5 protein-coding genes, 5 rRNA genes, 1 pseudogene and 1 riboswitch are annotated in these 14,162 nt (G+C 44.0%); of the genes and pseudogenes, 2 read left to right on the top strand and 9 right to left on the bottom strand.

What is annotated here, in order from left to right; translation table 11 throughout:
* Positions 1–53: 53 nt before the first annotated feature.
* Genes purB through purE form a run of 3 tightly spaced genes read right to left on the bottom strand, consistent with a single transcriptional unit; the run spans position 54 to position 2,991 of the window.
* Positions 54–1,361, bottom strand: a complete 1,308-nt coding sequence (purB, locus tag JFU20_RS13490; RefSeq protein WP_002139387.1) for an adenylosuccinate lyase — start codon at positions 1,359–1,361, stop codon at positions 54–56.
* Positions 1,358–2,509, bottom strand: coding sequence for a 5-(carboxyamino)imidazole ribonucleotide synthase (purK, locus tag JFU20_RS13495; protein ID WP_201038696.1), 1,152 nt, complete (start codon positions 2,507–2,509; stop codon positions 1,358–1,360). The genes purB and purK overlap by 4 nt, the downstream gene beginning before the upstream one ends.
* On the bottom strand, positions 2,506–2,991 hold the full coding sequence (purE, locus tag JFU20_RS13500) for a 5-(carboxyamino)imidazole ribonucleotide mutase (RefSeq protein WP_002010008.1): 486 nt from the start codon (positions 2,989–2,991) through the stop codon (positions 2,506–2,508). Before purE ends, purK begins: the two co-directional genes overlap by 4 nt.
* 110 nt (positions 2,992–3,101) lie before the next feature.
* A riboswitch (purine riboswitch) is annotated at positions 3,102–3,203 on the bottom strand.
* 298 nt (positions 3,204–3,501) lie between these two features.
* On the opposite strand from purE, the pseudogene JFU20_RS30185 reads away from it, so the two are divergent.
* A pseudogene (locus JFU20_RS30185) lies at positions 3,502–3,752 on the top strand (hypothetical protein).
* Positions 3,753–3,795: 43 nt separating this feature from the next.
* Here the strand turns inward: JFU20_RS30185 and rrf (JFU20_RS13505) are convergent.
* The 3 genes from rrf (JFU20_RS13505) to JFU20_RS13515 form a co-directional block, all read right to left on the bottom strand.
* A 5S ribosomal RNA gene (gene rrf, locus JFU20_RS13505) occupies positions 3,796–3,911 on the bottom strand.
* A gap of 49 nt (positions 3,912–3,960) precedes the next feature.
* Positions 3,961–6,882 (bottom strand): 23S ribosomal RNA (locus JFU20_RS13510).
* A 146-nt stretch (positions 6,883–7,028) separates the two neighbouring features.
* Positions 7,029–8,580, bottom strand: a 16S ribosomal RNA gene (locus JFU20_RS13515).
* The 16S, 23S and 5S rRNA genes sit together here, the layout of an rRNA operon.
* 318 nt (positions 8,581–8,898) lie before the next feature.
* On the opposite strand from JFU20_RS13515, the gene JFU20_RS13520 reads away from it, so the two are divergent.
* A complete protein-coding gene (locus JFU20_RS13520; RefSeq protein ID WP_002167059.1) occupies positions 8,899–9,690 on the top strand; it encodes a sulfotransferase family 2 domain-containing protein in 792 nt (263 codons plus the stop codon).
* A 93-nt stretch (positions 9,691–9,783) separates the two neighbouring features.
* Here the strand turns inward: JFU20_RS13520 and JFU20_RS13525 are convergent, their stop codons facing one another.
* The 3 genes from JFU20_RS13525 to JFU20_RS13535 all read right to left on the bottom strand — a co-directional run bounded on the left by JFU20_RS13525 (position 9,784) and on the right by JFU20_RS13535 (position 14,152).
* Positions 9,784–10,704 (bottom strand): DMT family transporter, encoded by a 921-nt coding sequence (locus JFU20_RS13525; protein ID WP_016093471.1) that lies wholly within the window; start codon positions 10,702–10,704, stop codon positions 9,784–9,786.
* Between the two features lie 360 nt (positions 10,705–11,064).
* Positions 11,065–11,180 (bottom strand): 5S ribosomal RNA (gene rrf, locus JFU20_RS13530).
* A gap of 50 nt (positions 11,181–11,230) precedes the next feature.
* A 23S ribosomal RNA gene (locus JFU20_RS13535) occupies positions 11,231–14,152 on the bottom strand.
* Positions 14,153–14,162 lie beyond the last annotated feature (10 nt).

Consider the following 14,162-nt stretch of genomic DNA (forward strand, 5'->3'; position numbering starts at 1 on the left):
ATATTTTTATAAAGAATGGCACAGAATGACTCTATTCTGTGCCATATGAAATTTTACGCTTCGTTTAATCCAAGGCGTTCAAAGATTGTATCAACGTGTTGCATATGATGTTCATAATTGAAACATTCGTTAATTTCTTCTTGCGTTAACTTACTTGTAATACGCTCGTCAGATTCTACAAGCTCTTTAAATTGTACTTGTGTTTCCCAAGCTTCCATTGCTTTAGGCTGTACGATATCATAAGCTTCTTCACGTACCAGACCTTTGTCAATTAGTGTAAGCATTACGCGCTGAGAGTAAATTAAGCCGTATGTTCTTGTCATATTGCGTTTCATATTCTCTGGGAATACAGTTAAGTTTTTAACGATATTACCAAAGCGATTTAACATGTAATTTAACGCGATTGTAGCATCTGGTAAAATTACGCGTTCTGCAGAAGAGTGAGAGATATCACGCTCATGCCATAACGGAACATTCTCGTAAGCTGTCATCATATAACCGCGGATAACACGAGCTAAACCAGTCATATTTTCAGATCCAATTGGATTACGTTTATGTGGCATTGCAGAAGAACCTTTTTGACCTTTTGCGAAAGCCTCTTCAACTTCACGTGTTTCACTCTTTTGTAAACCACGAATCTCAACTGCCATCTTTTCAACAGATGTTGCGATTAGTGCAAGTGTTGACATGTAATGTGCATGACGATCACGTTGCAATGTTTGTGTTGAAATTGGTGCTGCTTCTAATCCTAAGTTTTCACAAACATACTTTTCTACGAATGGATCAATATTTGCATATGTACCAACCGCACCAGATAATTTACCAACGCGAACTGTATCAGCAGCTTGTTTGAAACGCTCTACGTTACGTTTCATTTCTTCATACCAAAGACCAAGTTTTAAACCAAATGTTGTTGGCTCTGCATGTACACCGTGTGTTCTTCCCATCATGATCGTGTATTTATGCTCTTTCGCTTTATTAGCTAAAATACTAACAAAGTTTTCTAAGTCTTTTAACAAGATTTCATTTGCTTGTTTTAAGATATAAGATAACGCTGTATCTACTACGTCTGTAGATGTTAAACCGTAATGAACCCATTTACGTTCCTCGCCTAATGTTGGTGTTTCTGATACAGCACGAGTGAAAGCAACTACGTCATGACGTGTTTCTTTTTCAATTTCATAAATACGATCAATATCAAATGATGCATGTTCACGAATTTTTTTCACATCTTCTTTTGGAATATCGCCAAGCTCAGCCCATGCTTCACACGCTAAAATCTCAACTTCTAACCACGCTTTAAATTTGTTCTCTTCCGTCCAAATCGCACCCATTTCAGGGCGTGTATAACGATTAATCATCTTTTTCCCTCCAACAGTTGTTCTTGATGGTCCCAAATATGCAAACTCTTCGCTTTTTCTAGAGCGACTTCAATATTATCATTTAAAATATTAACATGCCCCATTTTTCGCTGTGCTTTTGCTTCTTCTTTTCCATACAAGTGTAAATAGCACCCGGTTAGTCTATTCACTTGTCCTAGGACCCCTTCTATATGTTCGCCTAAAATGTTTACCATGACAACTGGTTTTAACAAATTTGTTTCTCCAAGAGGTAAATTACAGATTGCTCGAATATGTTGACCAAATTGACTCGTTTCACATGCATCCTGTGTATAGTGTCCTGAATTGTGAGGTCTTGGTGCTAATTCATTAATGTAAATCTCACCGTCAGCTGTAGCAAACATCTCTACCGCTAGTGTTCCCACAAGTTCTAGTCCATCCGCAAGTACCTTTGCGTAAGCAATTGCTTTTTGAGAAAGTTCTTCTGTAATGCGGGCTGGAACGATAGATTCATGCAAAATGTTATTTACATGAATATTTTCCGCTACCGGAAATACTTTCGTTTCACCACTTACACTACGAATTACAATAACTGATACTTCTTTTTCAAAGGGCACCCATTTTTCTAGAATGCACTCTGCTTTATTAGTAAGTTCTTTTGCTCTCACAACATCAGCTTCACTCTTTAAAACCACTTGCCCTTTACCATCGTATCCACCTGTCGTTGTTTTTAAGACAGAAGGGAAAGATAACTCCTTAATTGCTTCTGTAAGTTGATCTTGATTTTGAACCAATCTATACGATGCTACTGGTAACCCAGCTTTTTCAATTGCATTCTTTTCTGTAAAACGATTTTGCGTTTTATTTAACAACTGACTACCTTGTGGTAAGTAAGCATGTTTTTCAAGCCATTGTAAACATCTATAATCAATATTCTCAAATTCATATGTGACAACGTCGCTTATCTCTGCTAAATGCTGAATTGCTTTTAAATCGTCATATGGTGCAACGACTTCAACATCAGCAACTTGTGCACATGGTGAATGCTTTGTAGGATCTAAAACAGCAATTTTATAACCCATTTCCTTAGCTGCCAACGCCATCATTCTTCCAAGCTGGCCGCCTCCAATAATGCCGATTGTTTTTCCAGGTAAGATGATTCTCGTCATACTAGCTCACTACCTTCACGCACAGTTTTCTCAATAGCTTCTCGTCTCAACTCTAATGCATCATGTATGTCATCATGAAATGATCCAAGTATTTGTGCAGCAAGCAATCCAGCATTTGTTGAACCAGCCTTACCAATTGCAACAGTTGCAACTGGAACCCCTCCTGGCATTTGGACAATGGATAATAATGAATCTAGGCCGTTTAACGCTTTTGATTGAACTGGGACACCGATTACAGGAAGATTTGTCTTCGCTGCAACCATTCCTGGTAAATGCGCTGCTCCACCGGCTCCAGCAATAATAACTTTTAATCCACGTTCACGAGCTGTTTCTGCATATTCAAACATATAATCCGGAGTCCGATGAGCGGATACAACTTTTTTCTCATACGGTATATTTAATTCATCTAAAATGTCACAAGCATATTTCATTGTTTCCCAGTCTGACGTGCTTCCCATTATGACTCCAACTAGTGATTTCATATTAGAATCCCCCCGATTCAAATAAAAAAAGCCTGAAATAGAACAGTTTCTCTTTTACTATGAGAGAAAGTGCTCTACTCAGGCATACGTATCCCTTGTGAATAGAAAAATACCGAGTGACTTTCCCTCATAGTCTAACGAATAACGGTCGTTAGGTAGAGACTTGCAGGCCATATCCCCGCGATTATATGAGGTCTTATATATTATTGTTTCTATGGCTATATTAACAATATTTCATAAACAATGTCAATAAATAATCGAATGTTTTTTTATTAGTCATCGATAACGTTCGTGTTTTAGTTATATTCAAAAGAAGAATTGCAACTATATGCAAGAAGGAAAGGGAATTAGAATATATATTTCTAGAGATCTATTTTACGTATAACTATTTATATAATACTTCAGTATGTTTTAATCAATATGTATACTCTCTTGTGTTCTATACATCGATAGAACCTATATTATAACGATTTAATTTCAAAGGAGGAATAACCGTGAAAAAAAATAACTGTGCTATTATCCTATTTTTTCTCTATCGCAGTAATTGCTGTAATTATTGAATGCTTATTTCTATCATCCCATTTTTTCTACTCTCATTATTATGATAGAAATAATCTTTTCTATTCTTAGGGATTATTTTAGGAGCATTCGAAAAATCCGGAGCACAAAAAATCATTACCATTATTTTAAACTGCCTCTATTTCATTCTTTTTTCGTCTTTAGGATTATTAAATTTATGGATTTTAACCTTCGGTAAATAAAAATAAACACAAAAAAACCTAAGTCGAAACGACTTAGGTTTTTGCTTGGCGACGTCCTACTCTCACAGGGACAAGGTCCCAACTACCATCGGCGCTAGAGAGCTTAACTTCCGTGTTCGGTATGGGAACGGGTGTGACCTCTCTGCCATCATCACCAAACTGATGAAGGTATATTCCTTCAAAACTAGATAACATTGCTTCATATTATATGGTTAAGTCCTCGATCTATTAGTATTCGTCAGCTCCACATGTCACCATGCTTCCACCTCGAACCTATCAACCTGATCATCTTTCAGGGATCTTACTAGCTTACGCTATGGGAAATCTCATCTTGAGGGGGGCTTCATGCTTAGATGCTTTCAGCACTTATCCCTTCCGCACATAGCTACCCAGCTATGCCCTTGGCAGAACAACTGGTACACCAGCGGTGCGTCCATCCCGGTCCTCTCGTACTAAGGACAGCTCCTCTCAAATTTCCTGCGCCCACGACGGATAGGGACCGAACTGTCTCACGACGTTCTGAACCCAGCTCGCGTACCGCTTTAATGGGCGAACAGCCCAACCCTTGGGACCGACTACAGCCCCAGGATGCGATGAGCCGACATCGAGGTGCCAAACCTCCCCGTCGATGTGGACTCTTGGGGGAGATAAGCCTGTTATCCCCGGGGTAGCTTTTATCCGTTGAGCGATGGCCCTTCCATGCGGAACCACCGGATCACTAAGCCCGACTTTCGTCCCTGCTCGACTTGTAGGTCTCGCAGTCAAGCTCCCTTATGCCTTTGCACTCTACGAATGATTTCCAACCATTCTGAGGGAACCTTTGGGCGCCTCCGTTACACTTTAGGAGGCGACCGCCCCAGTCAAACTGCCCACCTGACACTGTCTCCCGGGTCGATGAGACCCGTAGGTTAGAATTTCAATACAGTCAGGGCGGTATCCCACCAGCGCCTCCACCGAAGCTAGCGCTCCGGTTTCAATGGCTCCCGCCTATCCTGTACAAACTGTACCAAAATTCAATATCAGGCTACAGTAAAGCTCCACGGGGTCTTTCCGTCCTGTCGCGGGTAACCTGCATCTTCACAGGTACTATAATTTCACCGAGTCTCTGGTTGAGACAGTGCCCAAATCGTTACACCTTTCGTGCGGGTCGGAACTTACCCGACAAGGAATTTCGCTACCTTAGGACCGTTATAGTTACGGCCGCCGTTTACTGGGGCTTCAGTTCAGAGCTTCGCTTACGCTAACCCCTCTCCTTAACCTTCCAGCACCGGGCAGGTGTCAGCCCCTATACTTCGCCTTACGGCTTCGCAGAGACCTGTGTTTTTGCTAAACAGTCGCTTGGGCCTATTCACTGCGGCTTTCCGTTAAGAAAGCACCCCTTCTCCCGAAGTTACGGGGTCATTTTGCCGAGTTCCTTAACCAGAGTTCTCTCGCACACCTTAGGATTCTCTCCTCGCCTACCTGTGTCGGTTTGCGGTACAGGCACCTTTTATCTCGCTAGAAGCTTTTCTTGGCAGCGGGGAATCAAAGACTTCGCTCCATAAGGAGCTTCCCCATCACAGCTCAGCCTTTACGATAAGCGGATTTGCCTACTTATCAGCCTAACTGCTTGGACGTGCACAACCAATCGCACGCTTCTTCTATCCTTCTGCGTCCCTCCATTGCTCAAACGATAAAGAGGTGGTACAGGAATATCAACCTGTTGTCCATCGCCTACGCCTGTCGGCCTCGGCTTAGGTCCTGACTAACCCTGAGCGGACGAGCCTTCCTCAGGAAACCTTAGGCATTCGGTGGACGGGATTCTCACCCGTCTTTCGCTACTCATACCGGCATTCTCACTTCTAAGCGCTCCACCAGTCCTTCCGGTCTGACTTCACTGCACTTAGAACGCTCCCCTACCACTGATACCATTGGTATCAATTCGCAGCTTCGGTGGTGTATTTAGCCCCGGTACATTTTCGGCGCAGAGTCACTCGACTAGTGAGCTATTACGCACTCTTTAAATGGTGGCTGCTTCTGAGCCAACATCCTAGTTGTCTAAGCAACTCCACATCCTTTTCCACTTAATACACACTTTGGGACCTTAGCTGGCGATCTGGGCTGTTTCCCTCTTGACTACGGATCTTATCACTCGCAGTCTGACTCCTAAGGATAAGTCATTGGCATTCGGAGTTTGACTGAATTCGGTAATCCGATGAGGACCCCTAGTTCAATCAGTGCTCTACCTCCAAGACTCTTACACTTAAGGCTAGCCCTAAAGCTATTTCGGGGAGAACCAGCTATCTCCAGGTTCGATTGGAATTTCTCCGCTACCCACACCTCATCCCCGCACTTTTCAACGTGCGTGGGTTCGGGCCTCCATTCAGTGTTACCTGAACTTCACCCTGGACATGGGTAGATCACCTGGTTTCGGGTCTACGACCACGTACTAAACGCCCTATTCAGACTCGCTTTCGCTGCGGCTCCGCCTCTTCAGCTTAACCTCGCACGGGATCGTAACTCGCCGGTTCATTCTACAAAAGGCACGCCATCACCCATTAACGGGCTCTGACTATTTGTAGGCACACGGTTTCAGGATCTCTTTCACTCCCCTTCCGGGGTGCTTTTCACCTTTCCCTCACGGTACTGGTTCACTATCGATCACTAGGGAGTATTTAGCCTTGGGAGATGGTCCTCCCAGATTCCGACGGAATTTCACGTGTTCCGCCGTACTCAGGATACATTCAAGAGAGAACGAAGTTTCGACTACGGGGTTATTACCCTCTGTGACGGACCTTTCCAGGTCGCTTCGTCTACCTCGTTCCTTTGTAACTCCGTATAGAATGTCCTACAACCCCAAGAGGCAAGCCTCTTGGTTTGGGCTAGATTCCGTTTCGCTCGCCGCTACTCAGGAAATCGCATTTGCTTTCTCTTCCTCCAGGTACTTAGATGTTTCAGTTCCCTGGGTCTGTCTTCCATACCCTATGTATTCAGGTAAGGATACCATACCATTACGTATAGTGGGTTTCCCCATTCGGAAATCTTCGGATCAAAGCTTACTTACAGCTCCCCGAAGCATATCGGCGTTAGTCCCGTCCTTCATCGACTCCTAGTGTCAAGGCATCCACCGTGCGCCCTTTCTAACTTAACCAAACTAAAATTAAAAAAATATGAGCTACACTGTTATCTAGTTTTCAAAGAACATACATTTAAACTTGAGAGATAGTTCTCTCAAAACTGAACGAAACAAAACAAGTCAACGTTTATTGATGAACTGCGTTCATCAATTCTCCATAGAAAGGAGGTGATCCAGCCGCACCTTCCGATACGGCTACCTTGTTACGACTTCACCCCAATCATCTGTCCCACCTTAGGCGGCTGGCTCCATAAAGGTTACCCCACCGACTTCGGGTGTTACAAACTCTCGTGGTGTGACGGGCGGTGTGTACAAGGCCCGGGAACGTATTCACCGCGGCATGCTGATCCGCGATTACTAGCGATTCCAGCTTCATGTAGGCGAGTTGCAGCCTACAATCCGAACTGAGAACGGTTTTATGAGATTAGCTCCACCTCGCGGTCTTGCAGCTCTTTGTACCGTCCATTGTAGCACGTGTGTAGCCCAGGTCATAAGGGGCATGATGATTTGACGTCATCCCCACCTTCCTCCGGTTTGTCACCGGCAGTCACCTTAGAGTGCCCAACTTAATGATGGCAACTAAGATCAAGGGTTGCGCTCGTTGCGGGACTTAACCCAACATCTCACGACACGAGCTGACGACAACCATGCACCACCTGTCACTCTGCTCCCGAAGGAGAAGCTCTATCTCTAGAGTTTTCAGAGGATGTCAAGACCTGGTAAGGTTCTTCGCGTTGCTTCGAATTAAACCACATGCTCCACCGCTTGTGCGGGCCCCCGTCAATTCCTTTGAGTTTCAGCCTTGCGGCCGTACTCCCCAGGCGGAGTGCTTAATGCGTTAACTTCAGCACTAAAGGGCGGAAACCCTCTAACACTTAGCACTCATCGTTTACGGCGTGGACTACCAGGGTATCTAATCCTGTTTGCTCCCCACGCTTTCGCGCCTCAGTGTCAGTTACAGACCAGAAAGTCGCCTTCGCCACTGGTGTTCCTCCATATCTCTACGCATTTCACCGCTACACATGGAATTCCACTTTCCTCTTCTGCACTCAAGTCTCCCAGTTTCCAATGACCCTCCACGGTTGAGCCGTGGGCTTTCACATCAGACTTAAGAAACCACCTGCGCGCGCTTTACGCCCAATAATTCCGGATAACGCTTGCCACCTACGTATTACCGCGGCTGCTGGCACGTAGTTAGCCGTGGCTTTCTGGTTAGGTACCGTCAAGGTGCCAGCTTATTCAACTAGCACTTGTTCTTCCCTAACAACAGAGTTTTACGACCCGAAAGCCTTCATCACTCACGCGGCGTTGCTCCGTCAGACTTTCGTCCATTGCGGAAGATTCCCTACTGCTGCCTCCCGTAGGAGTCTGGGCCGTGTCTCAGTCCCAGTGTGGCCGATCACCCTCTCAGGTCGGCTACGCATCGTCGCCTTGGTGAGCCGTTACCTCACCAACTAGCTAATGCGACGCGGGTCCATCCATAAGTGACAGCCGAAGCCGCCTTTCAATTTCGAACTATGCAGTTCAAAATATTATCCGGTATTAGCCCCGGTTTCCCGGAGTTATCCCAGTCTTATGGGTAGGTTACCCACGTGTTACTCACCCGTCCGCCGCTAACTTCATAAGAGCAAGCTCTTAATCCATTCGCTCGACTTGCATGTATTAGGCACGCCGCCAGCGTTCATCCTGAGCCAGGATCAAACTCTCCAATAAAGTTAGTTTGTCTAGCATCTAAAAATAAAAATTGACGTTCACGTTGTTTGTTTCGTTCAGTTTTCAAAGAACTTGTTTGCCGCTCATTTGCGACTCCCTTATGTTAACATTTTCATATTTCAATGTCAACCAAGTTTTTTTATTTCTTTTGTCGCTTTCTGCGTTGTTGCTATCTGCGACTTGTCTTATATTACACCCCTATATAATAATAGTCAACATTTCTTTTTCATTTTCTACAAAAAAAACTCCACACACTCATACCTCATCTTTATTTTACATATGTATATATAATCAAGATACATGAAAGGAGTGCATCAATTGTTGGATCCTTCCTTATTACACATCATTAGTACTAATGCAAGAAGCCCACACTATCATAGAAACTTTCCTCTCATTCTATTTTGGAGTCAAAAAAGTGGTTGTACTTCCCTTGCTAAGTGGTTTTTTTACCAGATTGATTTATTACAAACAGCTTTAAACTATCACCCCTTCATCCATAATTTCGAATATGAAATATACAAAAGTACACCGGCCTATAATATACGGCTGAGTGTAGCACTACGAGATAAACAAAAGGAAACTTTCAAACTGGTTCGCAATCCGTTTAGAAGAGCAGTCAGTTCTTTCGTGTCCTTAATTGCACCTCCTTATGTAGAAAATGAAGAATGGAAACCCATTCGAAAGTTTTTATATCAAAATGAAAATTCTCCTAAAGGAATCTCATTCAAACAATTTTTATACTACCTATTTACTAAAGGTGCTCATGCAAATGATATTAACGCTCACTTTACACAACAATATATAGCAGGTGAAGAAGAGTATGTAACCAATTATATATACTTAGAAAATTTCGATCAGGAAATGAAAGAATTAGAAAAACGTTTCGAATTAAAACCTGCACCGATAAATGAGTTTTCAACATCATGGCATAATCAAACCCCTGCCATGATTTATAAAGGGAATTTCAGCGATGCCGATATTACTGATCCTTTATTCCCTCGTCACCCGACTTTTGAAAGCTTTTATGATGATGAATGTATACAGCTCGTCAAAACAATATTTCAAAAAGATTTCGATACATATAGATATAACAAAGAATATCCCTACTAATTTAAGTCCATTATCTTCGCTAAATATAAAAAGATACCTTATACATATATATGAGGTATCTTTTTAACATTTAAACTATATAAAACATACAATTTAACAGTCCCTACTATCCATTTTATTACCCTTTAATAGATTACGTAACTTTTGCTTATCCGCCCATCCTACTCCAATTAAAACTAGACTCCCTCCCATTATTATCTTCCATGTCAGAGATTCATTTAATAGGATAATTGAAGTAATGATACTTATTAACGGCAATCCATTTAAGTACAGTCCACTTATTGATGCTGAGACCGTCTCTAGCGCTTTATTCCAGAACCAATACGCTAAAATTGTTGCCCCAATAACAAGGTATACTACACTAAATCCAATCTTCCATGTTTCGATTTTTGGGAAACCGTAGTAAAAAATTTCTATCATTGCAAATGGCAACACAATAGCTGCACCTATCATTAGTGTTACTGTAGTGAAAACTTTATTAGATAAACGTCGTTCTTGTTTTGGCCGTTTTAACAAAACTGTGTAGAACGCAAATAAAAAGGTACTTAATAAAATAAGTATATCTCCTATTAAAGACACCTCTTGATTAGTATCGCTAGATGGAATTGTAATAAAGAGCACTCCTATAGCGCCCAACATAATTCCGATCCAATAATCCATCTGAATTTTCTCTTTCAGAAAGAACGCTGAAAAAAGAATTGTAACTAATGGCAATGCAGCATCAATAATACTAACATGTAATCCACTTGTTAAAGAAATACCATAGGATGTGAACATAAAGTACCCAGCTACACCAGTAAAAGACAGTAAACTCATTCTTTTCCACGGAATATGTTTATGTATAACTGCTTTTTGTAGTTCGTTAAATGAGAAAAGCATACAAATCCCACCCGCAAAGAAAAGACGAATAAATAACAAAGTAAACGGTTGAATGGATTCTAATGCCCATTTCGTTGGTGCAATGGCTGTTCCCCATAATATAACAGCCACTAATAACATGCATATTTCTTTCATAATCCCCCACACCCATCAAAAAATATATGTTAACTACCTTAATTATAGATTTTTTCTTAGGTAAAATCCTTTAAAACCACAAAAAGGTTATGCGAAAAATAGCCATCCAGCTCTTTTTTACATAACCTTTTCATATTAAATCAAAACATTATTGTTCATTCGACAACTAAATTAACATAAAAAGGCAATCCTTACCTTCAATTTATATTTAAACGTATTACTTTATCATTCGAATTTTATTTTATACCGTTTCTATTTCATTCTTTTTTTCATCTTCAGGGTTATTAAATTTATGGATTTTAACCTTCGGTAAATAAAAATAAACACAAAAAAACCTAAGTCGAAACGACTTAGGTTTTTGCTTGGCGACGTCCTACTCTCACAGGGACAAGGTCCCAACTACCATCGGCGCTAGAGAGCTTAACTTCCGTGTTCGGTATGGGAACGGGTGTGACCTCTCTGCCATCATCACCAAACTGATGAAGGTATATTCCTTCAAAACTAGATAACATTAGCTTCATATTATATGGTTAAGTCCTCGATCTATTAGTATTCGTCAGCTCCACATGTCACCATGCTTCCACCTCGAACCTATCAACCTGATCATCTTTCAGGGATCTTACTAGCTTACGCTATGGGAAATCTCATCTTGAGGGGGGCTTCATGCTTAGATGCTTTCAGCACTTATCCCTTCCGCACATAGCTACCCAGCTATGCCCTTGGCAGAACAACTGGTACACCAGCGGTGCGTCCATCCCGGTCCTCTCGTACTAAGGACAGCTCCTCTCAAATTTCCTGCGCCCACGACGGATAGGGACCGAACTGTCTCACGACGTTCTGAACCCAGCTCGCGTACCGCTTTAATGGGCGAACAGCCCAACCCTTGGGACCGACTACAGCCCCAGGATGCGATGAGCCGACATCGAGGTGCCAAACCTCCCCGTCGATGTGGACTCTTGGGGGAGATAAGCCTGTTATCCCCGGGGTAGCTTTTATCCGTTGAGCGATGGCCCTTCCATGCGGAACCACCGGATCACTAAGCCCGACTTTCGTCCCTGCTCGACTTGTAGGTCTCGCAGTCAAGCTCCCTTATGCCTTTGCACTCTACGAATGATTTCCAACCATTCTGAGGGAACCTTTGGGCGCCTCCGTTACACTTTAGGAGGCGACCGCCCCAGTCAAACTGCCCACCTGACACTGTCTCCCGGGTCGATGAGACCCGTAGGTTAGAATTTCAATACAGTCAGGGCGGTATCCCACCAGCGCCTCCACCGAAGCTAGCGCTCCGGTTTCAATGGCTCCCGCCTATCCTGTACAAACTGTACCAAAATTCAATATCAGGCTACAGTAAAGCTCCACGGGGTCTTTCCGTCCTGTCGCGGGTAACCTGCATCTTCACAGGTACTATAATTTCACCGAGTCTCTGGTTGAGACAGTGCCCAAATCGTTACACCTTTCGTGCGGGTCGGAACTTACCCGACAAGGAATTTCGCTACCTTAGGACCGTTATAGTTACGGCCGCCGTTTACTGGGGCTTCAGTTCAGAGCTTCGCTTACGCTAACCCCTCTCCTTAACCTTCCAGCACCGGGCAGGTGTCAGCCCCTATACTTCGCCTTACGGCTTCGCAGAGACCTGTGTTTTTGCTAAACAGTCGCTTGGGCCTATTCACTGCGGCTTTCCGTTAAGAAAGCACCCCTTCTCCCGAAGTTACGGGGTCATTTTGCCGAGTTCCTTAACCAGAGTTCTCTCGCACACCTTAGGATTCTCTCCTCGCCTACCTGTGTCGGTTTGCGGTACAGGCACCTTTTATCTCGCTAGAAGCTTTTCTTGGCAGCGGGGAATCAAAGACTTCGCTCCATAAGGAGCTTCCCCATCACAGCTCAGCCTTCACGATAAGCGGATTTGCCTACTTATCAGCCTAACTGCTTGGACGTGCACAACCAATCGCACGCTTCTTCTATCCTTCTGCGTCCCTCCATTGCTCAAACGATAAAGAGGTGGTACAGGAATATCAACCTGTTGTCCATCGCCTACGCCTGTCGGCCTCGGCTTAGGTCCTGACTAACCCTGAGCGGACGAGCCTTCCTCAGGAAACCTTAGGCATTCGGTGGACGGGATTCTCACCCGTCTTTCGCTACTCATACCGGCATTCTCACTTCTAAGCGCTCCACCAGTCCTTCCGGTCTGACTTCACTGCACTTAGAACGCTCCCCTACCACTGATACCATTGGTATCAATTCGCAGCTTCGGTGGTGTATTTAGCCCCGGTACATTTTCGGCGCAGAGTCACTCGACTAGTGAGCTATTACGCACTCTTTAAATGGTGGCTGCTTCTGAGCCAACATCCTAGTTGTCTAAGCAACTCCACATCCTTTTCCACTTAATACACACTTTGGGACCTTAGCTGGCGATCTGGGCTGTTTCCCTCTTGACTACGGATCTTATCACTCGCAGTCTGACTCCTAAGGATAAGTCATTGGCATTCGGAGTTTGACTGAATTCGGTAATCCGATGAGGACCCCTAGTTCAATCAGTGCTCTACCTCCAAGACTCTTACACTTAAGGCTAGCCCTAAAGCTATTTCGGGGAGAACCAGCTATCTCCAGGTTCGATTGGAATTTCTCCGCTACCCACACCTCATCCCCGCACTTTTCAACGTGCGTGGGTTCGGGCCTCCATTCAGTGTTACCTGAACTTCACCCTGGACATGGGTAGATCACCTGGTTTCGGGTCTACGACCACGTACTAAACGCCCTATTCAGACTCGCTTTCGCTGCGGCTCCGCCTCTTCAGCTTAACCTCGCACGGGATCGTAACTCGCCGGTTCATTCTACAAAAGGCACGCCATCACCCATTAACGGGCTCTGACTATTTGTAGGCACACGGTTTCAGGATCTCTTTCACTCCCCTTCCGGGGTGCTTTTCACCTTTCCCTCACGGTACTGGTTCACTATCGATCACTAGGGAGTATTTAGCCTTGGGAGATGGTCCTCCCAGATTCCGACGGAATTTCACGTGTTCCGCCGTACTCAGGATACATTCAAGAGAGAACGAAGTTTCGACTACGGGGTTATTACCCTCTGTGACGGACCTTTCCAGGTCGCTTCGTCTACCTCGTTCCTTTGTAACTCCGTATAGAATGTCCTACAACCCCAAGAGGCAAGCCTCTTGGTTTGGGCTAGATTCCGTTTCGCTCGCCGCTACTCAGGAAATCGCATTTGCTTTCTCTTCCTCCAGGTACTTAGATGTTTCAGTTCCCTGGGTCTGTCTTCCATACCCTATGTATTCAGGTAAGGATACCATACCATTACGTATAGTGGGTTTCCCCATTCGGAAATCTTCGGATCAAAGCTTACTTACAGCTCCCCGAAGCATATCGGCGTTAGTCCCGTCCTTCATCGACTCCTAGTGTCAAGGCATCCACCGTGCGCCCTTTCTAACTTAACCAAACTAAAAT

It is taken from the genome of Bacillus sp. TH30 (assembly GCF_016650875.1).
GTDB lineage: Bacteria > Bacillota > Bacilli > Bacillales > Bacillaceae_G > Bacillus_A > Bacillus_A mycoides.

Coding starts and splice junctions, on each gene's coding strand:
- purB (WP_002139387.1), bottom strand. CDS start 1,361: ATGATTAATCGTTATACACGCCCTGAAATGGGTGCGATTTGGACGGAA.
- purK (WP_201038696.1), bottom strand. CDS start 2,509: ATGACGAGAATCATCTTACCTGGAAAAACAATCGGCATTATTGGAGGC.
- purE (WP_002010008.1), bottom strand. CDS start 2,991: ATGAAATCACTAGTTGGAGTCATAATGGGAAGCACGTCAGACTGGGAA.
- JFU20_RS13525 (WP_016093471.1), bottom strand. CDS start 10,704: ATGAAAGAAATATGCATGTTATTAGTGGCTGTTATATTATGGGGAACA.